At 41.7% G+C, this 25,683-nt stretch carries 24 protein-coding genes; 9 read left to right on the top strand and 15 right to left on the bottom strand.

Features of this window, described 5'->3' with window-relative positions:
- The first annotated feature begins 245 nt into the window (after positions 1–245).
- On the top strand, positions 246–1,103 hold the full coding sequence (locus tag H6G97_RS05725; RefSeq protein ID WP_190939726.1) for a lysophospholipid acyltransferase family protein: 858 nt from the start codon (positions 246–248) through the stop codon (positions 1,101–1,103).
- Positions 1,104–1,338: 235 nt separating this feature from the next.
- Here the strand turns inward: H6G97_RS05725 and H6G97_RS05730 are convergent, their stop codons facing one another.
- The 4 genes from H6G97_RS05730 to H6G97_RS05745 form a co-directional block, all read right to left on the bottom strand.
- The gene (locus H6G97_RS05730; protein ID WP_190939727.1) at positions 1,339–1,599 is read right to left on the bottom strand and encodes a MoaD/ThiS family protein; all 261 of its coding nucleotides are present in this window, start codon (positions 1,597–1,599) and stop codon (positions 1,339–1,341) included.
- A 259-nt stretch (positions 1,600–1,858) separates the two neighbouring features.
- On the bottom strand, positions 1,859–2,149 hold the full coding sequence (gene gatC, locus H6G97_RS05735) for an Asp-tRNA(Asn)/Glu-tRNA(Gln) amidotransferase subunit GatC (RefSeq protein WP_190939728.1): 291 nt from the start codon (positions 2,147–2,149) through the stop codon (positions 1,859–1,861).
- A 97-nt stretch (positions 2,150–2,246) separates the two neighbouring features.
- The gene (locus H6G97_RS05740) at positions 2,247–2,768 is read right to left on the bottom strand and encodes a photosystem I assembly protein Ycf3 (protein WP_190939729.1); all 522 of its coding nucleotides are present in this window, start codon (positions 2,766–2,768) and stop codon (positions 2,247–2,249) included.
- Between the two features lie 187 nt (positions 2,769–2,955).
- On the bottom strand, positions 2,956–3,657 hold the full coding sequence (locus H6G97_RS05745; protein ID WP_190939730.1) for an SOS response-associated peptidase: 702 nt from the start codon (positions 3,655–3,657) through the stop codon (positions 2,956–2,958).
- Between the two features lie 197 nt (positions 3,658–3,854).
- On the opposite strand from H6G97_RS05745, the gene H6G97_RS05750 reads away from it, so the two are divergent.
- On the top strand, positions 3,855–4,466 hold the full coding sequence (locus H6G97_RS05750) for a glutathione S-transferase family protein (protein WP_190939731.1): 612 nt from the start codon (positions 3,855–3,857) through the stop codon (positions 4,464–4,466).
- Positions 4,467–4,566: 100 nt separating this feature from the next.
- On the opposite strand, the gene H6G97_RS05755 is transcribed toward H6G97_RS05750, so the two are convergent.
- The 4 genes from H6G97_RS05755 to H6G97_RS05770 all read right to left on the bottom strand — a co-directional run bounded on the left by H6G97_RS05755 (position 4,567) and on the right by H6G97_RS05770 (position 6,706).
- On the bottom strand, positions 4,567–4,794 hold the full coding sequence (locus tag H6G97_RS05755; RefSeq protein ID WP_190939732.1) for a DUF167 domain-containing protein: 228 nt from the start codon (positions 4,792–4,794) through the stop codon (positions 4,567–4,569).
- Entirely contained in the window at positions 4,778–5,188 is a 411-nt protein-coding gene (locus tag H6G97_RS05760) for a ribosomal maturation YjgA family protein (protein WP_190939733.1), read from the bottom strand. The genes H6G97_RS05755 and H6G97_RS05760 overlap by 17 nt, the downstream gene beginning before the upstream one ends.
- 187 nt (positions 5,189–5,375) lie before the next feature.
- On the bottom strand, positions 5,376–5,927 hold the full coding sequence (locus H6G97_RS05765; protein WP_190939734.1) for a DUF2231 domain-containing protein: 552 nt from the start codon (positions 5,925–5,927) through the stop codon (positions 5,376–5,378).
- Between the two features lie 38 nt (positions 5,928–5,965).
- Positions 5,966–6,706 carry an LmeA family phospholipid-binding protein gene (locus H6G97_RS05770; RefSeq protein ID WP_190939735.1) on the bottom strand — a complete coding sequence of 247 codons (741 nt, stop codon included), beginning with the start codon at positions 6,704–6,706 and terminating at the stop codon, positions 5,966–5,968.
- 553 nt (positions 6,707–7,259) lie between these two features.
- On the opposite strand from H6G97_RS05770, the gene H6G97_RS05775 reads away from it, so the two are divergent.
- From H6G97_RS05775 to H6G97_RS05790, 4 genes are all read left to right on the top strand, one after another.
- On the top strand, positions 7,260–7,826 hold the full coding sequence (locus H6G97_RS05775; protein WP_190939736.1) for an HD domain-containing protein: 567 nt from the start codon (positions 7,260–7,262) through the stop codon (positions 7,824–7,826).
- Between the two features lie 245 nt (positions 7,827–8,071).
- Positions 8,072–8,611: a hypothetical protein gene (locus H6G97_RS05780; RefSeq protein WP_190939737.1), complete on the top strand. Its 540-nt coding sequence runs from the start codon at positions 8,072–8,074 to the stop codon at positions 8,609–8,611.
- 219 nt (positions 8,612–8,830) lie between these two features.
- Complete coding sequence (locus H6G97_RS05785) at positions 8,831–9,667, top strand: CheR family methyltransferase (protein ID WP_190939805.1); 837 nt, start codon at positions 8,831–8,833, stop codon at positions 9,665–9,667.
- Between the two features lie 278 nt (positions 9,668–9,945).
- Positions 9,946–10,725, top strand: coding sequence for a hypothetical protein (locus H6G97_RS05790; RefSeq protein WP_190939738.1), 780 nt, complete (start codon positions 9,946–9,948; stop codon positions 10,723–10,725).
- Positions 10,726–11,017: 292 nt separating this feature from the next.
- Here H6G97_RS05790 and truB read toward each other — a convergent pair whose 3' ends face one another.
- Both truB and H6G97_RS05800 read right to left on the bottom strand, forming a co-directional pair.
- Positions 11,018–11,902, bottom strand: a complete 885-nt coding sequence (gene truB / locus H6G97_RS05795; protein WP_190939739.1) for a tRNA pseudouridine(55) synthase TruB — start codon at positions 11,900–11,902, stop codon at positions 11,018–11,020.
- Between the two features lie 250 nt (positions 11,903–12,152).
- A complete protein-coding gene (locus tag H6G97_RS05800) occupies positions 12,153–13,478 on the bottom strand; it encodes a DUF58 domain-containing protein (RefSeq protein WP_190939740.1) in 1,326 nt (441 codons plus the stop codon).
- 138 nt (positions 13,479–13,616) lie between these two features.
- Between H6G97_RS05800 and H6G97_RS05805 the strand changes: the two genes are divergently transcribed.
- Together H6G97_RS05805 and H6G97_RS05810 are read left to right on the top strand one after the other, a co-directional pair.
- On the top strand, positions 13,617–14,162 hold the full coding sequence (locus tag H6G97_RS05805) for a hypothetical protein (protein ID WP_190939741.1): 546 nt from the start codon (positions 13,617–13,619) through the stop codon (positions 14,160–14,162).
- Between the two features lie 393 nt (positions 14,163–14,555).
- Positions 14,556–14,876: a hypothetical protein gene (locus tag H6G97_RS05810; protein ID WP_190939742.1), complete on the top strand. Its 321-nt coding sequence runs from the start codon at positions 14,556–14,558 to the stop codon at positions 14,874–14,876.
- A gap of 35 nt (positions 14,877–14,911) precedes the next feature.
- On the opposite strand, the gene H6G97_RS05815 is transcribed toward H6G97_RS05810, so the two are convergent.
- From H6G97_RS05815 to H6G97_RS05835, 5 genes are all read right to left on the bottom strand, one after another.
- A complete protein-coding gene (locus H6G97_RS05815; RefSeq protein WP_190939743.1) occupies positions 14,912–15,235 on the bottom strand; it encodes a DUF2103 domain-containing protein in 324 nt (107 codons plus the stop codon).
- A 5-nt stretch (positions 15,236–15,240) separates the two neighbouring features.
- A complete protein-coding gene (gene clpS / locus H6G97_RS05820) occupies positions 15,241–15,567 on the bottom strand; it encodes an ATP-dependent Clp protease adapter ClpS (RefSeq protein WP_094348337.1) in 327 nt (108 codons plus the stop codon).
- A 272-nt stretch (positions 15,568–15,839) separates the two neighbouring features.
- On the bottom strand, positions 15,840–17,870 hold the full coding sequence (locus H6G97_RS05825) for an FAD-dependent oxidoreductase (RefSeq protein ID WP_190939744.1): 2,031 nt from the start codon (positions 17,868–17,870) through the stop codon (positions 15,840–15,842).
- A 285-nt stretch (positions 17,871–18,155) separates the two neighbouring features.
- Positions 18,156–21,875: a DUF4912 domain-containing protein gene (locus tag H6G97_RS05830; protein WP_190939745.1), complete on the bottom strand. Its 3,720-nt coding sequence runs from the start codon at positions 21,873–21,875 to the stop codon at positions 18,156–18,158.
- 498 nt (positions 21,876–22,373) lie between these two features.
- Positions 22,374–23,480, bottom strand: a complete 1,107-nt coding sequence (locus H6G97_RS05835; protein ID WP_190939746.1) for a precorrin-8X methylmutase — start codon at positions 23,478–23,480, stop codon at positions 22,374–22,376.
- Between the two features lie 286 nt (positions 23,481–23,766).
- Here H6G97_RS05835 and H6G97_RS05840 point away from each other — a divergent pair, with 286 nt between their 5' ends.
- Positions 23,767–25,680: a heavy metal translocating P-type ATPase gene (locus tag H6G97_RS05840; RefSeq protein WP_190939747.1), complete on the top strand. Its 1,914-nt coding sequence runs from the start codon at positions 23,767–23,769 to the stop codon at positions 25,678–25,680.
- Positions 25,681–25,683: the final 3 nt, after the last annotated feature.

The raw sequence follows: 25,683 nt of genomic DNA on the forward strand, positions 1-25,683 counted from the left end.
AATACAACAAATATAAGTGAAAAAAATGTGGAGACGTAAAACTACTATTACTTTACAAGGGTTCTAGATAACGCATATTTAATTTCTGGAAATGTCTATTTGATTGTGTGAAAGAACACCGTACAACTTGAAAAGGCTGATTCCCTACTCTCTACTCCCCGCCTACACAAATAAGTTCAGAAATCAAATCGGATTGCCATAACAAAGGATTGTTTGAACTTTATCAATCCTGTTAGAATACATTGATGTCAAAAAAGCAACATTTCTTAAACAAAAAAATCGGTTGGTCTTTGGATGAGCGAGATCCAAAGTTCATAGAATCTCTAATGCCCCTATTTAGCTTTTTGTATCAATACTATTTCCAAGTTAAAACTAGTGGCTGGGATAATATTCCACCGCAACAAAAAGTCCTATTTGTTGGTTCGCATAATGGGGGACTCGCAGCGCCTGATATGGCAATGATGATGTACGACTGGTTCCGACAATTTGGTGTAGAGAAACCCATTTATGGTTTGATGCATCCCAAAGCTTGGCAGGTTAGCCAGCCACTAGCACAATTGGCCGCCAAGGCTGGAGCAATCATCGCTCATCCAAAAATGGCTTATACTGCCTTGCGCTCTGGAGCGAGTGTACTAGTTTATCCCGGTGGAGCCGAAGATGTCTTTCGACCAAATTATTTACGTAATAAAATATACCTTGCGGGACGGCAAGGATTTATCAAGCTAGCGTTACGAGAAAATGTGCCGATTGTGCCTGTGATTTCCTGGGGCGCTCACGATACGCTGATTGTACTCACTGACTGCTACAAAATCGTGCATCAACTCCACGAGTGGGGGATGCCTTGGCTGTTGGGGATTGATCCAGAAGTTTTTCCAATCTATCTGGGACTGCCTTGGGGATTAGCAATTGGGCCGTTACCCAACATTCCCTTACCAGTGCCTATATACACACGGGTTTGTCCACCAATTATATTCGAACGCTACGGTCGAGAGGCAGCCAGCGATCGCTACTATGTCAATGAATGTTATGAATTAGTTGTTAGTCAGATGCAGCAAGAGTTAGATAACTTAATAAAGCTAACTGCTAATACCAATTTTTTATAAAGATACATACGTATAATTAGTCTGCGTACTGCAAAGCAGAAGCCCTTCACCCAGTTGTCCACTCTTAGGGGTTAGAAGTTTAATCTCTAATATCATGTTCGGCAAATCACTTATAATATGTCATTGCGAATGCAACGAAGTGGAATGAAGCAATCGCAAAGGTTTGGGATTGCCGCGCTACGCTCGCAATGACATAAGTATTAAGTCGAACATGATATAACTCCTAACTGTTCTCCTAGCCGCCGCTGACTGGTGGAATCAGCACGACTTCATCCCCATCTTGTAGTGGGGTATCTGGTTCGACAAATATCAGATTAATCCCAAAACGGGTGAGATCACGCCATTGAGAGAGTTCAGGATGTTCAGCTATGAGGCGATCGCATACTGCTTTGACTGGCATACTATTGGGAAATTCCAGCACCAGTTCTGAAACCCTAAAGGCTTCTTGATAAGCAGCGAACAACTTAACGGTAATAGTGATTGCAGATGTAGACATACAAAATACTTTGGCAGTACCAGCAAGTAGTTTAATACTTGATAAGCACCCTTAACTCTTGAGAATAATTATATATTACTAAATACATAATTTCATAGTTATGTCCAGCTAATTAGTTATGATTCTTACACTCATTGCATCCCAAACGTCGGTTGCTTCTTTGGGGATTCCGAAGTAATAATTATCTTCCCTATCTCTGTTCGCGCAGGGTAGCCATTGGCTATCCTCGGCGCAGATATTCTTAGTAAATAGCTTTTAACTATTCAGCATTAAGGATTTTTGGTACTTTGAAAAATTCACCTTCCTGTTCAGGCGCACTGTTGAGAATGCTTTGTCGGTCAGGATAGGGTTGCAATTCATCCTCTCGTGTGATATTGCTGACATCAATTGGCCGTGTTGTTGGGGGTACATTACTGACATCAAGTTCATTCAGCTGTTCGATATAGTCCAGAATACTTCCCAACTGGGTAGTGAATTGTTTTTCTTCTTCTGGAGTCAATTCTAAACGAGCAAGATTAGCTACTTTATGAACTTGTTCTTGGTCAATCATCTTTTTTTAGTTAGGAGTTACGAGAAACGCGATTAATCGCGTCTGTACAGAAGTTAGGAGTTAGGAGTGATAAATCACAATTCCTAACTCTTCACTTTTAGAAGAATACGTCAATTTGCGATCGCCCGGTAGTTTTCAGCCAGTTTTGGGCTTCGATGTAGTTATTGGGAGCCATGCGAATAGCTCGAATCCAATAGTCTGCTGCTTGGTCAAAAAGTGCTTCACCAGCCTCGTTATCTCCAGCTTCTTTTTCCTTTTCGCCTTGGTAGTGGTAAATCACGGCGATGTTGTTCAAGGCTTGGGGTAAGCGTGGATTTAACTCAACTGCCTGATGATATAGTTCTAAAGCCTTATCGTGGTCGCCGTTGCTGGCATAGATTAGTCCCATATTGTAGAGGATATAGCCGCGATCATTGGTATCTTCCTCTAAAGTTAGCGCTTCTTCATAGTATTCCAATGCTTCAGCATATTCCCCATCTGCTTGGGCTGACATACCATCTCGATAATAAACAAACGCTTCTTTAGCTTTTTTGTTGGTTGGCAGGATCTTTAAGATAATATCCGCCATTACTGTAAAGGACTTGTCAATAAAATTATCGTTTTTTTGCGTTCTTGGCATAGTTGTCTCTGGGGATTGGGGATTGGGGACTGGGGAAGGTGGGGCCCCCTCTGGGGATAAGGGGTAATGGGGATTGGGGATTAGGGACTGGGGATTGGGAACTGGTGGACAATAATTAATAGTTTTTCTTCCCCTGCTCCCTCTGCTTCCCTTGCTCCCTCATCCCCACATCTAATTCACTCAATAGCTAATTTAACTGATTTACGGGGGCATTCTTCTCACTGAGGGGTATGATACATTCCAAACTATTATGCCGAGAATTATTTACCAGAGTACTAACTGGATAAGCAGTCATTGCTGATGCTGGATAAGGACGCAATAGCTGCTGTAAGGTTTGGGGCGTTTCCACTTGAGAATCTAGCCATAAATCGTAATCTTGTGGCTCCAGAATCACTGGCATCCGCTCGTGGATAGGTTGGAGTAATTCGTTAGCTGCCGTTGTCAAAATTGTACAAGAGATTATTTCTTCGTTACTAGGCGATCGCCATTTCTCCCATAATCCTGCAAAGCCGAAGGGTTGCTCATCTTGAAGGCGAAAATAAAACGGTTGCTTTTTGCCTTGTTGCCGTTGCCACTCATAAAAGCCATCAGCTACTACTAAACAGCGCCGATGCTTAAAAGCCGAACGAAAAGAGGGTTTTTCAGAAACAGTTTCTGCCCTAGCGTTAATCAGTTTTGCCCCCATCCCTGCATCTTTTGCCCATGACGGAATTAAGCCCCAATGCAACTGCTTTAATTCACGCTTTTTATTTTCGGGATTTTGTAACACTGTTACCACCATTTGGGTAGGTGCAATGTTATATTGGGCGGCTAAATCTGGAACCGATTCGACATGGAAAACTTGAGATAATGCTTCTACCGACTGGTTTAAAGTAAATCTTCCACACATACTTTTATTCTCGACCATTGACTAAATAAAATATCTCAATCTAGAAATAAAAAAATATTTTTTTATTTTCTCAGATAATTTCCTGTAGTCCGTTAGATGCTAAATATATAAAAAATATCCGGTTTTGGGAATTTTTTTTGGTAGAATATTGTATTTTGAACCTTCACTTATCAACATATTCCTAACTGTATTTTAACATGGAACTACTACATTTGTACGATTTTTTACCTTCTGGTAATGGTTATAAGATACGTCTTTTATTAACACAACTAGGTATGCCTTTTGAAAGAATAGAGCTTAACATCTTGAAAGGCGAGACTAGAACACCAGAATTTTTAAGTAAAAATCCCAACGGTAAAATACCTGTTTTGGAAATCGAGCCAGGAAAATATTTGGCAGAATCAAATGCCATATTGGTTTATCTGAGCGAAGGTACAGAGTTTTTCCCTTATGATCGCTTTTTACGAGCGCAGGTGCTGCAATGGTTATGTTTTGAACAATATAGTCATGAGCCTTTTATTGCCACATCAAGATTTTTGATTTCTATTTTAGGTAAAACTGAAGAATATAGTGAAACTATCAAGGAAAAACGTGAACATGGTTATGCAGCACTTAACTTGATGGAAAAACATTTAATGTCTCACACTTTTTTTGTGGGAGAGCGTTACACGATTGCTGATATCGCCTTGTTCGCTTATACTCATGTAGCTGATGAAGGTGGGTTCGATTTGACACAATTTCCTGCTATTCAAGCTTGGATAGAAAGAGTCAAATCTCAACCAAGTTATATAAATATTACACAAGCATAAAATTTGGTTTTATGAGTTTCTCTCTCTGTTTTTTTGGCTTTAGTAGAAGATGTACTGGGTGGCATACAGCCTCTGTCAAAAAGGTGCTATTAAGCAGCAACTAAGTATCTATGTTAACTTCTATTAGCTTTTGACGAGAAGACAAACCTGATTTAATTCTAATATGAGATTTGGGCACATCAAATTTCTCTGCTAGTAGTTTAATTAACTCTTCATTAGCCTTACCATCAACTGGCGGCGATTTTAAATACACAATTAAGCTGCCATCAGATTGTTCGTCAATTTTTTGCTGTTTTGAATTAGGTTTAACTTTAACTTTTTTGTGCATAACCTATTCTTTGTAATTGTCGTAGCCACAACCAGCCTAAAACACAACCCAATATATAATGAGGAAAATCCCACCAAACAAAAGTAGTACCAAGTAACAATTTACCTATTAAGGTGGCACGAATTTGCTCTAATAGTGGCGGATGCCAAAGTTGCAAAAATTCTAGTATACAAGTGATAACAAAAACCCATATAGGAATTTGAACTACAGCCGCCCGACTTCTGAAAAACCAAAATGCGAACAGACACCAAAATATTTCATAAAATACAGCGGCTCCGTAGTCATTAAACCAGTGATGGGCAGGCCCATTGTAATACTTAAACAAAAAGCCCATCGGTATAACGATGAGCGCAGAAAGAATAATAAATATTGTCTGGTTAGGGTTTTGACGCATTTTCTGAAACTTTAGAGACTAAACAAAATTTTAGCCTCTACATACCTGTTTCTCAATAATTCGTAATATTGAATGTTAACAATAAAGAATTCAGGAGTTAGGAGCCAGAATCTAGAATTCAATTCTGTGCGACTAGTGGATAGCGCAGATCCGCTCCTGAATTCTTGCTTAATTACGAATTATTTGGTTATGGATATCTTCTGCTACCAGCACCCACTACACCAATTTTATGGCGATAAGAGAGTTCAGCACCAAACCAGCCAGAAACACTAGTCAGTGTCCCAACAACGAGCGAAATTAACAGTCCCCAAGGTACTATTCGGGACTCAATGTCGCCCAAACGCAGGAGAAAGTTAACAAGTGATAAAACCAGGATAGAAACGTTAAGTATCAAATGTACCCAACCTGCGGTGCGCTTGCGAACTCGTTCAATTTTCAAAAAGTCGCTCAGACCAGTTGCTGCTGCGATTAAGCCTAAACCTAATCCGAGTCCGATTAACCAGAATGAAGCCCTAGCCCAAAAGAAATCACGAGTTAACCAGTATCCGACATCGCTTCCCAAGGCGGCGGCTAAAAAGGCGATAGGAAAGATTACAGTCAGGGGATGTAGGGGATGTCCTGCGATCGCAACTGTGCTAGGTACGCCAGTATCACGATACTCACTATCGTTACTTTCAATAATCGGTGGAATATTTGGGAAAGGTGTTGAACTAGTTTGCGTTGTGTCTGTAGTTTCCATTATTAGTAATCCTGAATTTATTGGTGTGCTATTTATTTTTAAGCTGAAGGAATTTTTTCAACATAAGCTTCAGCTTGCAGGGTTAATTTGCCTACTTCTACTTTTAGTTGCTTAACTTGCAAACTCATTCCTTCTAAATCAAAGTTACTCAGATTCAGAATTTCGCTAGTTTCATCTATTAAAGCTTTTGTCAACTCTGGCGATATCTCCTCACTTTCGCCATACTCCACATTTTCCAGAGCAACAGTTTTTCCATTGCTGCTGATTTTGGGAACTGCGGAAAAAGCAACTTGCTGATTTTCACCAGTTTCTACTAATTTCATGCTGGCATTTAGTGCTATTTTCCCATTACCAGGTAGTCGGAAGTCTACGTGTTGAGGATCAATAGTTCTGAGTTGCCCGTTAATATGTATTTTTTGGCTTTGCAGTTGCGATCGCACATATTCAGAGTTAAAGGCACGATTGATATCAGCTTCGGTTAATACAACCTGTGCCTGAGCTTCAGTAGGTTTAGTGAGTTCAATTTTGCCAAAAGCCACACTCAGGGGATTAATTGCCACACTAGTCATTTGCATTTGCAATTCCTCCATACGGAGGTCTTTTTGCATTACCAAGCCTTCACCATCAATAGTGACTGCATCGACTTCTCCCTGAACCAGTTTTAAGGGATCTGTTTTGATATTTACATCTAAATTTTCTACTTCATCTAACTGGCTAGATAATCCTACTTCTGCCGCTTTATTTAGCGCCTGCTCTCCTAATCCAGGACTTTCTGGCATTATTAAATTAACTCCTAGTTTAAATAGCATATTCTCTAAAAGAGTTTAAGAAATTATCATCATACTTTTATCTATCTGACGAGGGAATGTAAATTTAATTTCCGTCTGTCTAAAAGTAGAAATAGATTATTTATAGTAATTAAAAGTTTTGTTTTTGTATCTAGCTTTATTTAATGTGTAAATGCACAATAGCTTGTCGCCAGATATCACTCAAAAGAAAGATTTAATCTTATATAGAGTTTAGTAGTTGTATTACAATGCGCTTGGGTTAGCGATAAAAACCTTAACCTACGTAGTTTGGCGTAATCCAATATCAACTTTTGCTAATCGTTAATAAAAAAATTTGTAGCCTATTGCTATAGAATCGAATTTTGTTTTGGTGTATTGTCAGACCAAATTGGTATAAAGTGCATCAGCATAACCAGCTTTAAGCATCGCTTTTAGAATAATTTTTTCAAAGGTAATATCTTCTGCGCCTATAGCAGCTTGTTATAAAATTGACATAAACCCTTTATTTTGTGGAGTTATCCTGACTCCTAAATCATTTTATACAATGCTATCAGAACGTTTTACCACAGCCCTCACCTATGCCACCCAACTGCATGCCAACCAAGTTAGGAAAGGTTCGGGTGTGCCTTACATTGCCCATCTATTAGGTGTTACAAGTATTGCCTTAGAATATGGGGCAAATGAGGATGAAGCGATCGCAGCCCTATTACACGATGCGATCGAAGATCAAGGTGGCGCTGTAACACGCGAGGAAATTCGCCGCCGCTTTGGTGACAATGTAACAGCAATTGTAGATGGTTGTACTGATGCTGATACAACTCCAAAACCCCCTTGGCGAGAACGCAAAGAGGCATACATTGCTCATATTCCTACTGCTTCTCCATCAGTTCTGCTTGTGTCATTAGCAGATAAACTTTACAACGCCCAGTCTATCCTCAAAGACTATCGCATTTTGGGCGAATCAGTTTGGGAACGTTTTCAGGGGCGTAAAGAAGGAACTCTTTGGTATTATCGGGCGCTTGTGGATGCTTTTAGGAAGACAGGAACCACTATAATCATTGACGAATTAGAACGGGTTGTTGCACAAATTGACGTGTTAGCATCTAAATAAAAAATAAAGATATGTTTTCTAAAACGGATGCTCCCATTGAATCTAGCAGGTTCTACTTTAATTACTCAGAAGTAGATAACAGTTTCATGGAAACTAGACTTATAACTTTTTTACAAGCACGATATAATCGTGTGTCTCAATGTGTCTCACGAAAAAATCTTAGCTTTTAGGTTCTTTCTTTAGATAAAAAATCTTTCTCCGGTAGACAGGTGTACCTAAATTATTATGACTGTTATGTTACTAATATGACGATAGTAAGACAAAACGCCTTAAATAGAACCGTAAGTTCTTCAGTAACTTCTCCAGAAAGTTCGGCAGAAAAAGCTATTGAAGCAGAGCGTATGCACGATGTTCTACTTTTACTGCAAAACTTGATTAACAGTGAAGAAGCCACTGTGAAACTAATTTTGAATTGTCTCTATGATGTTGGTTCAGTCAATTTAATTAACCAAAAGATTCGTTTGAAGCCCTTAAATAGGGTAATGAAATTAATCGCGCGAATGTCCAAACCAGTTTTTAGAACTTTGGCTTTCAATTGGTTTAAGAAAAACTGTCCTCAACTGATTACTAATTGGCTACTTACACAGGTGAGTTTTAAAGTTACCCAAATACCTGTTGAAGTTGCAGAACTTGAACAAGTTGCAGAACTTCAACCATATCCTGTACCACAGAGAGAAAATCTGAACCAAGAGGTTAAAAATCTGCGCTCTCAAGTCAGATTGCTAGCTGGGATTTCGATAATAGCGATCGCTGCTTTAGGAATAACAGCTACTAGGTTAAACTGAAACCCATAAATAGCACCGTTATCAAATCTAATAGATATAGCAAGCTATTTTTGGCGTAAAATTCACTTGGGTTATAAAAATCCTCCCGTCTAGAATCTGAATCATTTTTCTCCATTAGCTGTTTTGGGAAATATTTGTTTATCTAATTCCAAGTAGTTTAACTCGTTGTATTGCCAGGGCATTTAGATCACTGGCTCAAGATATATGCTAATTCGTACTATGACTTTGCCCAAGCCTACCTTGGAGGATATAGAAATACATCTGCTCTTGGAAGGTGTGTATCAGTACTATGGTTATGACTTTCGCAATTATGCTCTTTCCTCACTCAAGCGCCGCATTCAAAACTTCATGCAACTAGAGGGGTTAACAAATGTTTCGGCATTGCAAGAGCGGTTACTTCATAACCGTGCTTATTTGGAACGGTTTTTGCTTGCTCTGACGGTGAATGTAACATCAATGTTTCGTGATCCCAGCTTTTATAATAATTTTAGAAATCAAGTTATTCCTATTTTGCAAACCTATCCATTTATTCGCATTTGGCATGCTGGATGCTCGACTGGTGAAGAAGTTTACTCAATGGCAATTTTATTGCAAGAAGAAGGACTTTACCATCGTTGCCGTATATATGCCACTGATACAAATGAGAAGGTATTACAAAATGCTAAAAGTGGAATTTTCTCTTTAAAATTGATGCAGGAATATACCCAGCTTTATCTAAAAGCTGGCGGTAAGAAATCTTTCTCAGAATATTATACAGCAGCTTACGATCATGCTATTTTTCGAGCATCCCTAAGAGAAAATATTGTTTTTGCCCAGCATAATTTAGCCACTGATAGTTCTTTTAATGAGTTTAATGTCATCCTTTGTCGTAACGTCCTCATATATTTTAATCAGGTACTTCAAAAGCGGGTACACGAATTGTTCTATAATAGCCTCTGTAACTTTGGTATCTTAGGTTTAGGACGACAAGAATCTATCAGGTTTACCCCTTATGAGCCGTATTATGAGGAGATAGTCAAAGGTGAGAAAATATATAAGAAAATTTCAGGTGGCTAAAATCACAGCCAAATATTGATCCCCCCTAACCCCCCTTAAAAAGGGGGGAACCGGAATCAAAGTCCCCCTTTATAAGCGGGATTTAGGGGGATCTAAAAAGATTTGATACATCACTAAGAACTTTTCAAACATCTAATGCCCGATAGCTCAAATTTTATTCTTAAAATTGCGCTCACTGTCAAAAGACAGTCTGTCAAACATTTTTAATTGTGTTGAGAAAACAGATACAGTGATTGCTTAAGGTAAATTACACATTGAAGTCTTAAAGGAGATTGTCGATGCAACTTCTCGAATGTCCTCCTGTTGCAGTCATTGCTGGAGAAAATGCGGTTCATGTTTCTCAACTACCTTCTACGTGGCAAGATATTGCTAGAGGAAGCACGAGTGTCGGACTTTCCCATCCCCAAAACTATGTTGAGATGGCACAGTTGTTCTTATACAAATTAGAACATGGTGATGTTGACTTATTTAGCGATCGCCCCCAACTAGCCCACTTAATACCATCATTTTCCCAGCTATTTACACAACTGGCATGGGAAACCCTAGAATTTTTTGGGCAAGACTTTCTCAAACACAGTTATCCGAACTTTGCAGAGATTCTTCGTGATTTGGAATCAAAAGGGACAGAGTATGCTAACGAAGTAAAAGTAGCCCGTATTGGCATAGATTTGTTCGACGAGTTTGGTTATGAACTACCAGCAAGTTTCTATCATGTGCATCTAGCACCAATTTACCGCGATCATGTTTTTGAAGAACGCGCCTTGCGATTTGATCAGCGCGATATCGAACATAAGCGTTCTTGGGATGCCATACTCCATGCAGGTAAGGTATTTGCTATTCAAATGAAGGTACAAAGTATTGCTTCCAAATACGGTTTTACTTATCAACACGGTTGTGGTTGCAACTCTCATCTATCTTCTATTGATGTATCTCGTGGGGCGTTTGAATATGAATTGAGTCCCGAAAAGCGTCAGCGATGGATTCGCAGTTTCATTTGGACTGCTTGGTATGAGTATGCCTTCTTTGTGATCGTACCTAATACGAGTTATTTGGTGTGAGTATCGGTGGGGGCTATTAAATCAATTCGCAATTACGTTTATTAACGGGGATTTTTGCAAGATGTTGGGGAAAGGTTAAAGGGAAAGGGAAAATTCCATTTTTTTCCCCTTTCCCCTTTACCCCAATACGGTTCAGTTAATGCTAAAACTCTGTTGTCCAAGCCAATTTTTTAACGAACCACCAAGGCGCAGAGGACGCAGAGAGAAGAAAGAGAAGGAAAAAATTGCTTAACTGAACTGTATTGCCCTTTACCCCACTTCTGCAAGAAGTTTACACTTATGGTTTTACCTTTTAAGAAATCGGTTCAAAAACCATTTGAGGAACTAAGACTTCATCTTCTAATTGTCCAATACCCAAAAAGCGAGTCTCTTCTTCATAAACTCGCACTATCCCAGCAATATCATAATTGAGAGAAACTCGCTGACCTTGACACCATTTTTGAGCAGATGTTGCTGGTAAACTCACAGATGACAAATGTTGTAAGGCGATATCAGGGACAATAGGTTGAAATGTCTCACCTTCGAGTTTAGTTTCTAAGTCGGTCAAAGTGAGACTATCTGTTAAATCGAAGCCACTACTTTGGGTGCGAATCAAAGCCGCAAGAGTGCCACCAGTTTCTAAGATTGCACCTAAGTCACGAGCGATCGCTCTAATATATGTACCAGAACCACAGGCGATCGCCACATCCAATTCTGGAAAATCCCCTTCTCTCCAGTCCAAAACTTCTGTGTGAAAAATTTCCACTGTCCGCACTGGAACTTCCACTATTTCACCTTTACGTGCTAAGTCATAGAGGCGTTTACCATCCACTTGAATTGCACTGTAACTTGGTGGTATTTGCTCAATCTTACCTGCAAATTGTGCCAGCGCAGTTTTCACCTGCGCCAAACTCAATCTACGACAAGCTTGAGAATGAATGATTTCACCTTCTAAATCATCCGTTGTGGTACGCACACCCAGGCGAATCGTAGCCTTGTAAGCTTTGTTTTCTGGCAGATATTGTAATAATCTTGTAGCCTTACCAAGTGCGATCGGTAAGACTCCCGTAGCTGCTGGATCTAAGGTTCCCGCATGTCCTACACGCTTGAGGCGCAATAATTTTCGCACCCGTGCTACGCAGTCGTGGGAAGTCCAGCCAAATGGTTTGTTTAAGTTGAGAAAACCTTGAAATAACACAAAATCAATACTTACAGCTTCTAAACTCTATTAAATACTTATTTAATGCTTTGAGCATTAATATTTAGTAATCAAGGCTTGTTTAAGCACTAATTTATACAAAATTATCAATATTAAAACATATTTTATAGCGGTTCCCACTCAGATGCGGTACAAAATTATATCGCAATACCAATTTATGAAAATCCTGATACATATAGATTTCTTGTAAAGGCATGGTATGTTCCCTACGGGTATACTCAGCCACAATCTAAAGTTGATTTCGCGCTTTGAGTTGTAGATATCGCTCAACTAACTGATCGGCAATTTGATTTGCTGGTGCATCTAGTACCAATACACCTTTTTGTTTTAGTTGGGCATAAGCTACTTGTCGCTGCATTAATAAATCTAGTGCCACTGCACGGGTATAAGCACCTGGAACATCATCTGTGAAGGTGTTTGCAAGACGATCAACTTGCGGATCTCGCAGAGTCACGCAAAATGGGAGATAGCGGGGTGCTAGTTTGGAGAGTGCGGCTAGAAGTTCTGTAGAGGCAGTAACGTCAATTAAATCGGTAATTACTACTACAAGCGCCCTCCGAGTTTGTCGCTGCACAACATTTGTCACCGCACCCAAATAATCAGATTCCAATAAAACTGGTTGAATTGGAGTTAGGCGATCAATTAGCTGATTCAAATGATGTTGACCGCGTTCTGAGGGAATCCACGTATGTATCTGGCGGTCAAATACACCAACACCCACGCGATCGCCTCGATGTAAACCTGCCAATGCTAAGGATAAAGTTGCATTCAAACCCCAGTCAAATCGCTGCAAACCCTGCACTTTTGCTGTCATCAACCGTCCACGATCAAGTAAAATCAGTAATGTTTGTTCCTGTTCTGGTTCTAGAACCCTCACCAGTGGCGTTGCATTACCATAAGCACCAACCCGACGGGCGGTAGCTTTCCAATCAATAAACCGCAAATCATCACCAGTGCGATAGTTTCGTAGTTCGGCAAACTCTGTACCGATACCAGTTTGGCGAGATTGGCGCATTGATCCTGATGATTGCAGTGTCAGACGAATTGTGAGCGATCGCAATCCCACTAAATCAGGATAAACTTTCACTGGCAAACTTTGGGGAATTTGCCAATCATCCCAAGCTAATGCCCAAAGTCCTAACTGTCGCACTTGAATGTTCCCCCAAGGAAACTCCCCCCGTTGTGTTGGGTGGACAGTATACGTCAATTCTTCAGTGCTGTTACTGGGAACAATGGCGCTCAATGTAGGTTCAGACACGCCAAACCCTGTTGGGCAATAATCGCTGATTTCAATTTGGGCGTTGGTATTTCGTGATGTCACCTTCAGCACCACAGGATTATCCCGCCCAATGGATAATCGTGATGGTAATTCGCGGATAATTTGCACACGATAACGCCGCACCCGTAAACCATCTACAACCATTAGTCCGAGAATGATGGCATCAAATACCACGGTGATGATGATGGTTGTTCTAATGGTGAGAAATAAGGATAGGATCGGGGCGAGTGCTATACCCAAAACTAATAATAAATAAACCCGTCTGGAAGGAACCATTTTTTAGAGCGAGAAGTTAGGAGTTAAATATAAGGGCGATCGCATTTGCTATTTTGGTAGTTGCATTGGGCTAACGATACAATAAACTCTATAGATTTATTAGTGCCTTAATAACACATAATTATTAATTTGTACATTATGAATAGCAAAACTAGATTTTTGACTTTTGTCACGGTAATGCTGACAGTTTCTTCTGTTACCGTCAGTACAGTTATAGCAAAGGCGAAACTAACAAATCAGTCAAAATTGTTTATCAACGGCATCGGCGCAGTACAAGTTGGCATGACTGTTTCCCAAGCGGCAAAGGCTGCTGGTATTAAGCTAGTGGGTGATTCACCAAATAACAATTGCTATTATGTTATGCCACAAAATGAACCCAAAAATCTTTCCTTCATGGTGACAGGAGGTCGTATTTCTAGAGTAGATGTGCGACAAAATAATCAAATTACTACCCTTAAAGGTGCAAAGATTGGCGACACCGAAGCGCAAATTAAATCTCTTTACCCAGGACAAATTCAAGTCACACCTCATAAATACGTCCAAAACGGACATTACCTAACTTTCATCCCAAAAGATCGTGCTGATCGCAACTATCGTGTTGTCTTCGAGACTGATGGTAAGCTTGTGACTGAGTTCAGAGCAGGTAAATTGCCAGAAATCGAATATGTTGAAGGCTGTTCTTAATTTAACTATTTAGCGCCTAATAGACATCTAGCGAAAACGAATGTAAGAGGTTGTGTGAAAAGTAGTTAGGTGTTATTTTAGGCACTTCTTGCCTGCCCTGCTTTTTAAGGGGGGTTGGGGGGTATCAAAAGCTTGCGGACAATGGTCAGAAGAACTTGTGTATACACCTTAGCCGACTTGGAGAGGGAAGGTTTTAGGTAGCGAAAACAGGAATAGGTCTTTTGATTGGACTAATTAAGCGGACACTTAGCCGCGATTTCCAATCGCCTGGTATTTCTTCCAGAAGTGGATGCTTTCTTGCTGAATCTATTGAGGTTTGTAAATAATTTGTATTTTCATAAGGAATATTCCTTTAGACTGAATTGCAGCAGAAAAATGTGGGAATAAACACAAATGCATTCGTTAAATATATTTTGTCACGAATTTGTAGTTGCTGTTTCTTTTGTAGCTTGCATTATTGGACTAGTGTTAGTGTGGGACACTAAGCAGCATAGAAATGATATGGAAGAAACAGAGCGGGTTCTGTTTAGAATGAGCTTTAGTTACTGGCTAGTTTACTGTGTAGCTTTTGGCATCGAGAAAATGGTTTTACCCGACTGGGAATCCATACTCATGACTTTGAGAATAACTACGGCTCTGTCATATTTCTTAACTTTTTCTTGCATCGTTAGTCTGCCGCTACACAAATTTGCAGTACATCGGGTTGAGGAATAGTTATTGAGAATTGGGCATTGGGCAAGTGGGCATGGTTAGCATCTCATAGCGATCGCTAATGCCGTTTCTAGCTGATCCTGGAGTAAAGTCGTCAAAATAAAGACTTCTTGTACCGTCTTTCCTTGCCGGGCGATGACTTTATAGCCGCCGCGAATCGGTACTGAGACGCGCAGTTGCATTTTTGGACAGTGACCTTTTGCCCGCCCAATGACTCCCGGTGTCACGGTTTGAATACCATCGTGCTGACAAAGACGTTCCAAAATAGGAATAAGACCAGAAAGGTGTGTTGAGTGATTCCAAACCAGTCTGGCAGCTTTTTGTGAAGCCGTGCGGAGGGAATCTGCGGGAGGTTTGCCCATGATGATTAAGCTGCTTCTAGAGGTGCCATTGTCAAACCTGCTCGGCGCAGTTGCTGGTGATAGAGTTCCGCAGGTTCTTGGGGCCCGACCCAGACGATCGCTTGACCTTCATAGTGTACCTGATTAGTAAGATCCCAAGCGCGATCGCCACTCATCCCGGGAATATATTTCATCAAACATTCAGACACGTGTTGGAATGTATTAAAATCATCGTTTAATACAATCACTTTGTAATTCGGATAAGTCTTACGGATAACTTGATTAGACCGTTCAGGAGCTATAGTTGGTGCTGTGGACATCCCGTAAACATCTGCTGAAAGTGTCATAACCATAAACCAATTGGTCAAGATAATTTTACAAAACTACACTACAAATAATTAGTTTAGTTCATTGTTTAGTAGTCTGTTGTCATTTGTCCGTTGTCATTTGTCCGTTGTCCTTAACCAATGACCAATGATATCGTATCCGGCTAAAGACTTATCATTTATACAGCAGTTCTTGCTGGGGGAAGAGGCTTTTGAGATTTTTGCACAGATTCGGTAATCATAAATGATTAACCGGACTTGATATGACCAATGACAAATGACAAATGACAAATGACAATCTATTTCCAATTATCCCAGTTTTCGTTAAAAATAGATGTATCTGGGAAAGCGGTAGGGTTGCCATTTTGTTGCAAAAGCCGTTTGAGTGCTTCCAATTGAGGCTCTTGTTTGGGTAAGTCATCGACTAATTGGTAGGGTGCGATCGCATTTTTAATCGCAAAATTAGCAACTGTTCCCGCAGCTGCGCCAGATGACCATTCAAAGGAGTGTACTCGATAGGCGGCAGCAGCAATATGACTAGTAGCAATACTTTTGCCACCTACCAGCAAGTTGTCAATTTTCTGGGGAATCATTGCCCTAAGAGCAATTTGGAAGGGATAAGCAAGACCAGCACCACGTCTTTCACCTGGACGTTCTGTGTTACCAGGGGCTTCTGGAGGACTATTTACCATGCAAGGATGGAAATCTATCGCGTAGTGACCAATACCCACAGCATCGGGGAAAATGGTAGAACGAGTCCGTCGCATTGCTTTATCTGGTGGAACTTTACCCTCAATTACTGATACTGCTTCCAAACCTGCAACTGCCGCTCGTAGCCTACGATACATATCTGCTGGTAGAGTATTGCGGTAGTACTCATCATTATAATCTCGCCGAGAAATATCAATTTCCCAGATACCAAAACCTGCGGATTGCCCCCAACTAGGGCGGCCAATGATGCGCCGTCCTTCTCGCATATAGGGATATTTTGATAAACCATGCACTGTCCCCATTGGCGAATTTAAACCGGAAACAAAGCGGTTATTTGTTTGCTGCTGCTTAACACCGTCTCCTAATTGAGAATCGGTAGTCCCAGCTACCAACCAGTAGTAGAAAGATAGAGCATTTTCCTCAGCGTTACGGAGAGTTTCTGTTCGCAGTCCTCCGCTCCAACCCCCTGGTTTTAACTGCTCAGTAGCTTGTAATTGTTGACGAGTGTAAATCAGGTTATCTCTTGCTGTTCCGGGGCGGTAGTCGTTACCCCAAGTCCAGTTTTGCATGGAAATATCCCCTGGTGTAGCCGCAGTAAAACTTACACCGCCAAATTTTGTTGGTTTTCCTTTGTTTGGACTCCAAATGCGCCGATAGGTGAAAACCAGATCAAAGTTAGCCAGTCGCGTTAATTCATAGCTAAAATATGGCGCATATTGTGAATAAAATGGAGGCATCGTCTGCGGTTGTGGTTCCTTGGTTGCCTCCATTGCAAAGGTGTAGGTAAAACCTTGAGTGCAATATGGGTCGTTGTTAGTGCTGGAAGAAGATGGTTCTAGGTAAGAACGAGCATCAATACCTAATCGGTAGGGAACATCAGCAAGGGCGATAATTTCCCCGGTTTCGCTAGCGTCTATAACGTACCATTTAGAAGCATCCCCTTTCGTTGCCTTGGGGGTGAAACTGAGAATAGTTTTGGTAAACCGAGATGAGTTTTCGTAGCTATAAGAATCTTCAATACTTTGAGATAAAGTAAAAGTATTGAGAGGTGGTGCGCCTTTTGCTGGTTGATGCTGGATTGCGATCGCACTATTAATTATTTTGCCATCAGCAGCAATTTCCAAATCCTTAATTACTGTGTTGGGAAACCATTCCAGCTTTCCTTTGCCCTGCTTTTCGGCATCTTTAAGCATCTGGGCCAAAATGGTGTGAGCATCACGCGGAAGAAAGCAGGAATCACTTACCCAACAGTCACCCGGATTAAGTTCACCGTATTTGCGCCCAATGCGGTTTCGCAATTCCAGATAGCCACGAGAATAGAATTTGAGAGCTCGCTGAGTTGGGCGTTCGTCTAACGCAGATGTCCCTTGAGAAGAAATTTGTCCTCCCAGCCAGTCAGTAATTTCTGTGAGACAAACCGTTCGTCCTGCTAGCAACCCCTCGTAAGCTGCGGCTACGCCAGAGAGTCCACCTCCTGCAACTAAAATCTCGCAGTTAACGCTTTTGTCTGGGGTTCTCGGTGGTGTAGCATTTGCAGAATCAAATGCAACCAAACTAGATATTAAATTGAAACTGATCAGCGATGTCAAACTAAAAGCTACTTTGTTTCTACGCTTCATGGTTAAAAAAACCGCTCCAAATCCTGTGTCACCTTGTAGACGTTAGCATTCAGCAAATGGTCATTACAAGCTTATTAAATTGGGCATTGAGGACTGAATTATTCTCAATACACAATACTTAATCAGTTCAAATATTTTTTCTCTGTGTTCTCTGTGCCTCTGCGGTTAAATAAACTACTTTTTAACCACAGAGATATAAAGAAAAATAGTATATTCTTTTTCAACTTAGACAAAATCCCCCATAACCTGAAAAAATAAGGTTATGGGGGATAACTCAGGGTAATGTTAGCTTTCGGAAGTTTCTTGAGAGAACTTTTTATGAATAGTTCTTGTGGACTCCCCATCAGCAGCTACTGTTATGAGATAGTCCATTGAACCATCTGAAAAGGGTAGACGTAGGTGGAAAGTACCATCGGGTTTGATTTTGACGTTATGACCACCAATATTTACAGTTGTATTTGGTTGGGTTGCTCCGTGAATAATCAACTCAGCATCAGCCACAAACCAAAAATCTCCTTGGGGACGACTGAAGACACGAACGATCGCAGAACGGGCAATGAGTAACCAACCATCGCCATCAGCAAGATAGCCAATTTCAACCATGTAATCGCGATCGCTGACGGGAATGGCCACAAAGCGATCGCGTGCTACTTCTTCAGATTCATACTGCTGTACAAGCTGCGGACTTTGGTAACTCAAGTCAATCCCAGTCACATCATACAGCCGCACTACCAATTGGGAGCCACCTTGTTGGCGCAGCGCTTCGGTCTGAGCCTTGGAGATATGCCAAGATACATAAGCCCACTTGGGAGTACGGGGTGTGAGTACAATACTGCTCTCTTCTTGAGCGATCTCTTCTTGAACGATCTCTTCTTGGATGATCTCTTCTTGAACGATCTCTTCTTGAACGATCTCTTCTTGGACGATCTCTTCTTGAACGATCTCTTCTTGAACGATCTCTTCTTGAACGATCTCTTCTTGGACGATCTCTTCTTGGGTATCTACCAAGCCAATAGCTGTTTGGCTTATTAACGCTACATTTTCAACAGTGGTATCTGTTGTGGAATCTGGAGGCACTGGACTGAAGACACGAACAATTGGGGAACGGGCGATAAATAACCAGCTATCGCCATCAGCGACATAGCCAATTTCAGCTATGTAGTCGCGATCGCTGATGGGAATTTCCACAAAGCGATCATGTGCTGTCTCATCACATTCATACTGCTGGACAAACTGAGGATTTTCATAACTCAGGTCTATCCCAGTTACATCATAAAGCCGCACTACCAATTGAGAGCCGCCCTGTTGTTGCAGTTCTGCTTTCTTGATTTCAGAAATTTCCCAAGAGGCTTCAGCCCATTGGTAAGTGCGGGGTGTGAGGACAATACTGTTCTGTTCTTCACCGATCTCTTCTTGGGCATCTACCAAGTCAATATCTGTTTTATCTGCGATTGCCACATCATCAACTACGGGATCTGGATTCACAGGACTGAAGACACGAACAATTGGGGAACGAGCGATGAATAACCAGCCATCGCCATCAGCGACATAGCCGATTTCAGCTACGTAGTCGCGATCGGTAACGGGAATTTCCACAAAGCGATCGTGTGCTGTCTCCTCACATTCATAGTACTGAACCAGGTGAGGACTTTGATAACTCAAGTCAATCCCAGTTACATCATAAATCCACACTACCAATTGAGAGCCACCTTGTTTCCGTAGCGCTGCTTTCTTTGCTTCAGAAATCTCCCAAGAAACATGAGCCGATGTATAAGTCTGGGGGATGAGAACAATATTGCTCTCGTCATCTGCATCTACCAAACCAATAGCTGTCTCGGCTGCAATTGCCTCATTGTCAACCGGAGTATCAATTTGTGCTGCCAAGGTAGCCCAAGCTGCCATCCCTGCGCCTGCTGCTACCGCAGCACCAGTAAAATCTGTGGATTCAGCAACATTTTCCTCAACAGTCGGCTCTGCTGGAGATTCTGCCTCTGGCAAATCGAGAGTGGGTTCGGCTGCGTCCGCTACCACATTCAATTCATCTTCTGGTAATTCTGGTAAATCAAACAGTGAAGGTATTTGTGCCACTGACGGTTCAACATCGGCTGCTACTTCGCCAGACTCTGCTAAGGGCAATTCATCTATTGAAGCTGTATCTTCAGTTGAAGTGATACTCTCTAACCAGTTCAATTCTGCCTGAAGTTCTTCATCTACCTGATCTTCATTAACTTCTGTGTCCCAAAATCCAAAGTTTGATGTGACTTCTGGCACATCTGGCAAGTCCGGTATTGGGGCTGTCACATCAGATGAAGGTAGCTCTACATCAGAATCAGATAACTCTTCGGAAATATTAGTCAGGTGAGGATATGAAGTATTTACTACAGCCGCTGGGGCTTCTATGTCCCATGCAACTTCATCAGACTCAGGAGTGCTTGCCTGCGTATAATTATTTAGCTCGACTGTCTCATCGATTGTGTCTGTTTCTGTTTCTTTGTTGGTAAAGGTAGACCAGGTAGCTGCCCCAATGCCCGTTGCTAGAGCCGTACCATTGGTTAAAGCTGCGGCTCCTAAGTTGTTATTTTCTGAGCCATTAGCTACGCCCGATGTTGAGCCTTCATAAAGGTTAGACGTACCATTAGTTGTCTCTTGAGTAGCATTCGCGGTCAGATCAGATTGGGTTTGAGCATAGATGTTGAAAGGAATGCGATCGGGGGTTTCTTGCTCTTGGGAATGCAGCACTGCCTGCTCCTCAAGCATTACTCCATTAACGGAGGGATCAGTACTGCCATTCAGCGCTGCCTGTTTTCCATCCTCTGTGTTAGGTAGATGAGGATTTGGTTCTGGTAAGTTGTCTGTTTTTTCAGTGAGGGATGGGCGTTTTCCTAAAACCCACCATAGTAAAGCTCCAGCTACAGTTATAAAAAAGACAGGTAGGAGCAACCACAATGGTGTCTCTCTGTTGACAATTGGGCTATTTTGTGCAGTGGCAGGAGCAGCGACAAAGGGCTGTTCGCCAAATACAGAATTAGTGGCATTAGGAGAAGGCGCAGCTGCTGTTGTCTGATCACTGGGGGAAGGTGTGACAGTAGGTTGTGATACGCTAACTGCGATCGCCTCTGCTTCAGCAGTTCTAGCTTGTTCTATAGCTTGCTGCCCTTGGGGTGCCAGGGTAAAGCCAAGAAAATCGGTCGTGGTTAAGCTGGGATTTTTTTTGTAAACGTAAACTAAAGGTTGCGAAAAAGGATATTTAGCATCATCTGGCAAGGCTTGATGTAATTGTAGAACTCGCACACCTTTCAATTTTGACACCTGATTAGCTAACACATAGCTGATGCCGTCTTTGCCCAATTGTTTGATGATTTCTGCGGTGTTATCCTCAGTTAGTTGGGTAGCATTAGCCCCTGTCGCAAATTCAGCAGTCTTGAAGGCTGGATAAGCACGAAAAGTATCCCGAGTTTCACTCGTGTTAGGGTGGTCGATTAACCGAATTTTCCCTGAAGGCCCTCCCAGTTGTGACCAATTTGTAACTTGTCCCCGGAAAATACGGGCGAATTGCTTACTAGTCAAACTGCCTTTGAAAGGATTGTCTGCACCAACCACGATCGCAATCTTCTCACGGTGCAAGCGAACTTGTTCTAGTCCTTGAGCTTTTTCGGCTGGTGTCAACCCACGCCCCATTGCTACTATGTCGATTTTGCCATCTAGCAAATCTTTTAGTGCGGTATTAGTACCGTTAGCAGCAACTTCAACCTTTGTGCCGACAAACTGTTTTTCAAAACTTTCTTTCAGGCTTTGGTTGATAGCACCCAAGCTACTAGAACCGTCAATTCGCACTGTTGATCCATTCTGCACTGTTTTCGGCAGTGAAAAAGAGGGAATTTCAGGTTTAGATTGTGCCAGCATGGGTTCTGACACTAGTAAACTCGCTGCCATAGGGGTTGTAGCTAAGGCAAGCCATAATACCAATCTAACTATCGAAGTATCTTTTTTTTCTTGTTGCCACATAGGCCCCTTAATTAAAGTAAAAAATAGAAAGCCTACAAATCCTAAATCGCGATCTTTTTAGGAATTATGGAGGAGACGCGCTAATTATACATCTGAGTTCTCTTTACTTCTAAGTTCCTTTTACGCACTTGCATTGTTTTATACTTTGGTATAGTTTGTATAGCATGATAATTTATACTCTAACTGCCAGAGTCTGTTTACTATAAAATGTTCTAATTTATATTGCAACTTATACTAAGTTAGTAGCTTATGGTGGTTCTCAATTGTATGGAATACAGACCTAACAAGAACAGCCCCAACGCGATAAGAGTTGGGGAATAAGTCTCAAACCCTACCGTCAAGACTGTTTTACTTGTGTTAGCGTAGCAGGGCGTAGCCCATTCTGATCTGTGAATTCTGAATTATGCTGTAGTTTAGTACATTTTTATGCAATTTTCAGTAGTACTGAGTTCTGAGCTAGTGCTGAATACTGAGTATCCTGCTGTCTTAACTGAGTACTCATTTGAGATAACAATGGCAATCTGGCTTATCAATCAGTGACTCAACCAAGGCATTTAGGGCAGTAGCAGCTAAAGCGCCACCTCCCAAAGTGCCTTCAACTGTAATATAAGGTATCTTTTGTAGCATCAGTTGCCGCTTGGCTGCGGGAGCATGGCTAAAGCCAATGGGCATTCCAATTACTAATGCAGGCTGAATTTTCTGGTTGGCAATCGCCTCACAAACTTCTACAAGTACTGAGGGAGCATAACCAACTACCAGCACACAACCCTGGCTTACTTGCTGCAATTTTTCTCGCCATTCTCGATGCTGCCAAAAGGCAACTTCTGCTTCTGTGGCGGTGGTGATATGGGGATTATCAATCAAGGTTTGAATGTGGCATCCCAAGTGAGATAATCGGGTTTGATCCAAAGCAGCAGCAACCGTTTGGGTATCGACAACAATTTGACAGCTTGAAGATAAAGCTTCTCGACTAGCTGCGATCGCATCTCGACTCAATTTGATAAAGGACACTAAACTGACATCGCCACAAGCCAAAACCAACTGAGAAATTAAGTGTTGTTCAATTTCCGAACGGTGAGATAAATCAGGTAATAAGCGTTGTAGCGATTCTGAAAAAGCTTCCGAGTGGGTATGAATTTGGGCATCCAAGCCACTCCAGAGATTTTCCAATCCCCCCAATCCAGCTTGAGTTTCCACATCAAGTAACTTGAGTTGTGCCAAAACTTCCGCCTGCATAATTTGACAATGGCGATCGCGCCCCAATAATCCTTCTAATGCTGATGCAGTTTGTCGCAGTTGAGAAATTTGTTGCATCACCGCGCGATATTGCTGCTGGAGTTGTCCCATGAGGTTAACCGTTGTATCGGCTTCTGGTTCCACTTCCAAAATATTGCGGATATGGTTTAGCTGAAACCCTTGCTGCTTGAGTGCTACAATCCTTTGCAACCTGAGAACATCTTTTTTGGTGTAGAGACGGTAATTGCTAGGCGATCGCACTGGTTGCGGTAACAGTCCCAATTGATGATAATGGCGTACCATCCGTGGAGTTAAACCGCTGCCAACTGCATCAGTGAGTTCTTTAATAGTTAAGCAACCAGCATTCATGATTTACTATCGAGTCAAAATCCATCTCGAAATTTACCAAGCCGCGAAAGTTATTAATATATATTCGCTTTAGCATAGCTTTTTTTCTCCTAGTGCAATTTTAAAGCTAACAGTTAAATCGTCTCATTTACCCACATCCAGCTTTTGAAAAACGCTCCCAGAACATAGATAAAAATTCAACTCTGCGTACCTCAGCGCCCCTCTGCGTTTCAAAATTATTATAAACCTTGACATTAACATTAATGTCAAGGTTTAGCCTAAGAGAGTCCCTGTTAATTCACCTCTCATGCTCTACCCCCAACGTTTTAACCAATTCACTAGAGAACACGCAGATACTGTAGCAGCCCTTTTGTGTGGCTTGCTGCTATTTTTTGGATGGTTCGCCTTGCATCTCGGTTGGTTGGGATTGGCGTTGCTGCTGCTACCTGCTGCTTATGTAATTGGTGGTTACGAAAGTGCGCGGGAAGGATTAACTACACTATTCAAAGAAAAGGAACTTGATGTAGATTTGCTGATGATTGTCGCCGCTATTGGTGCTGCTAGCCTCGGCTTATGGCGAAGAGAATATCATCTAATTATTGATGGGGCAATTTTGATTCTCATCTTTGCCATCAGTGGCGCACTAGAAGGCTATGCAATGGCGCGAACTGAACGGAGTATCAGGAGTTTGATGAGTTTGACACCAGATACAGCAAGGGTTTTGCTTCAGGGAAGGGAAGAAGAAATTCCTATCAGTCAGCTAAAAGTCGGTGATGAAATTGTCGTCAAACCTGGAGAACTAATTCCTACTGATGGGATAATTTTATCTGGTTACAGTACTCTCAATCAAGCTGCAATCACGGGCGAGTCTTTACCTGTAGAGAAAACGGTAGGCGAAGAAGTATTCGCTGGAACACTTAACGGTTATGGTGCATTACAGATTAAGGTACACAAACCAGCCCAAAGTAGTTTAATTCAGCGTGTGATTCGCTTGGTAGAACAGGCGCAGACAGAAGCACCACCTTCGCAAGAGTTTATTGATCGCTTTGAGAAAGGATATGCCAAAATCATTGTAGTCGCTGGGATATTATTGGCAATTTTACCGCCATTCCTCTGGGGCTGGGATTGGGAAACAACAATTTATCGCGCCCTTACTTTCCTTGTGGTGGCTTCTCCCTGTGCGCTGATGGCTGCAATTATGCCCACCCTGCTTTCAGGAATCGCTAATGGTGCAAGACAAGGGATTTTGTTTAAGAATGGGGCGCAGTTAGAGAAAATTGGCAAAGTCCGAGCGATCGCATTTGATAAAACTGGTACTCTGACAACAGGACAGGTACAGGTATTCCAGGTCATTTCAGTTAGTGAATACACCAAACAAGATGTATTAAAAGCCGCAGCTAGCGTGGAATCTTATTCAGAACATCCCATCGGTAAGGCAATTGTGCAGGCGGCTGGTGATTTGGATTTAGTTGGTGCAATCCAAGTGCAAGCCATACCTGGACAGGGAATCGTGGGAATTGCTCAAGAACAACAGGTAATTGTAGGAAATGCTGTTTTTGTGCAAAAGTATGTCACAAATTTACCTGAAGAATTGCGAGAAATGGCTCAATCTTTAGAGCAAGAAGGTAAAACTGTTGTTTGGGTAGCACAGGGAAATATAGCAGAGGTGATGGGTGTAATTGCGATCGCAGATGAAGTAAGATCGCAAGCAGCCACAACTATTACCCGATTAAAGAAATTGGGAGTTGAACAAATTGTCATGTTAACCGGGGATAATCAGGAAACTGCTCACAGTGTCGCCAAAGCAGTCGGAATTGATCGGGTATATGCCCAACTTCTACCAGAAGATAAGCTGGATGTTATTCGCCGTCTACAGCAACAATATCAAACAGTTGCAATGGTAGGCGATGGAATTAATGATGCACCAGCCCTAGCCCAAGCATCTGTGGGTATAGCGATGGGAGTATCCGGTAGTGATGTGGCATTGGAAACCGCAGATATAGTACTGATGGCAGATAGGTTAGAAAAAATTGCTGTAGCGATACATTTAGGCAGGCGATCGCAAGCCATAGTCAAACAAAATATAGTCGTAGCGTTAGGTTTCATTATGTTGCTTTTAGTGGGCAACTTTCTCGGAAATATTAACCTACCCATCGGTGTTATTGGCCATGAAGGTTCCACAGTGTTAGTCACCCTGAGTGGACTAAGATTGCTGAAATAAGAC

The sequence above is a fragment of the Nostoc flagelliforme FACHB-838 genome (assembly GCF_014698065.1).
GTDB lineage: Bacteria > Cyanobacteriota > Cyanobacteriia > Cyanobacteriales > Nostocaceae > Nostoc > Nostoc flagelliforme_B.

Coding starts and splice junctions, on each gene's coding strand:
- H6G97_RS05725 (WP_190939726.1), top strand. CDS start 246: ATGTCAAAAAAGCAACATTTCTTAAACAAAAAAATCGGTTGGTCTTTG.
- H6G97_RS05730 (WP_190939727.1), bottom strand. CDS start 1,599: ATGTCTACATCTGCAATCACTATTACCGTTAAGTTGTTCGCTGCTTAT.
- gatC (WP_190939728.1), bottom strand. CDS start 2,149: ATGATTGACCAAGAACAAGTTCATAAAGTAGCTAATCTTGCTCGTTTA.
- H6G97_RS05740 (WP_190939729.1), bottom strand. CDS start 2,768: ATGCCAAGAACGCAAAAAAACGATAATTTTATTGACAAGTCCTTTACA.
- H6G97_RS05745 (WP_190939730.1), bottom strand. CDS start 3,657: ATGTGTGGAAGATTTACTTTAAACCAGTCGGTAGAAGCATTATCTCAA.
- H6G97_RS05750 (WP_190939731.1), top strand. CDS start 3,855: ATGGAACTACTACATTTGTACGATTTTTTACCTTCTGGTAATGGTTAT.
- H6G97_RS05755 (WP_190939732.1), bottom strand. CDS start 4,794: ATGCACAAAAAAGTTAAAGTTAAACCTAATTCAAAACAGCAAAAAATT.
- H6G97_RS05760 (WP_190939733.1), bottom strand. CDS start 5,188: ATGCGTCAAAACCCTAACCAGACAATATTTATTATTCTTTCTGCGCTC.
- H6G97_RS05765 (WP_190939734.1), bottom strand. CDS start 5,927: ATGGAAACTACAGACACAACGCAAACTAGTTCAACACCTTTCCCAAAT.
- H6G97_RS05770 (WP_190939735.1), bottom strand. CDS start 6,706: ATGCCAGAAAGTCCTGGATTAGGAGAGCAGGCGCTAAATAAAGCGGCA.
- H6G97_RS05775 (WP_190939736.1), top strand. CDS start 7,260: ATGCTATCAGAACGTTTTACCACAGCCCTCACCTATGCCACCCAACTG.
- H6G97_RS05780 (WP_190939737.1), top strand. CDS start 8,072: ATGACGATAGTAAGACAAAACGCCTTAAATAGAACCGTAAGTTCTTCA.
- H6G97_RS05785 (WP_190939805.1), top strand. CDS start 8,831: ATGACTTTGCCCAAGCCTACCTTGGAGGATATAGAAATACATCTGCTC.
- H6G97_RS05790 (WP_190939738.1), top strand. CDS start 9,946: ATGCAACTTCTCGAATGTCCTCCTGTTGCAGTCATTGCTGGAGAAAAT.
- H6G97_RS05800 (WP_190939740.1), bottom strand. CDS start 13,478: ATGGTTCCTTCCAGACGGGTTTATTTATTATTAGTTTTGGGTATAGCA.
- H6G97_RS05805 (WP_190939741.1), top strand. CDS start 13,617: ATGAATAGCAAAACTAGATTTTTGACTTTTGTCACGGTAATGCTGACA.
- H6G97_RS05810 (WP_190939742.1), top strand. CDS start 14,556: ATGCATTCGTTAAATATATTTTGTCACGAATTTGTAGTTGCTGTTTCT.
- H6G97_RS05815 (WP_190939743.1), bottom strand. CDS start 15,235: ATGGGCAAACCTCCCGCAGATTCCCTCCGCACGGCTTCACAAAAAGCT.
- clpS (WP_094348337.1), bottom strand. CDS start 15,567: ATGGTTATGACACTTTCAGCAGATGTTTACGGGATGTCCACAGCACCA.
- H6G97_RS05825 (WP_190939744.1), bottom strand. CDS start 17,870: ATGAAGCGTAGAAACAAAGTAGCTTTTAGTTTGACATCGCTGATCAGT.
- H6G97_RS05830 (WP_190939745.1), bottom strand. CDS start 21,875: ATGTGGCAACAAGAAAAAAAAGATACTTCGATAGTTAGATTGGTATTA.
- H6G97_RS05835 (WP_190939746.1), bottom strand. CDS start 23,480: ATGAATGCTGGTTGCTTAACTATTAAAGAACTCACTGATGCAGTTGGC.
- H6G97_RS05840 (WP_190939747.1), top strand. CDS start 23,767: ATGCTCTACCCCCAACGTTTTAACCAATTCACTAGAGAACACGCAGAT.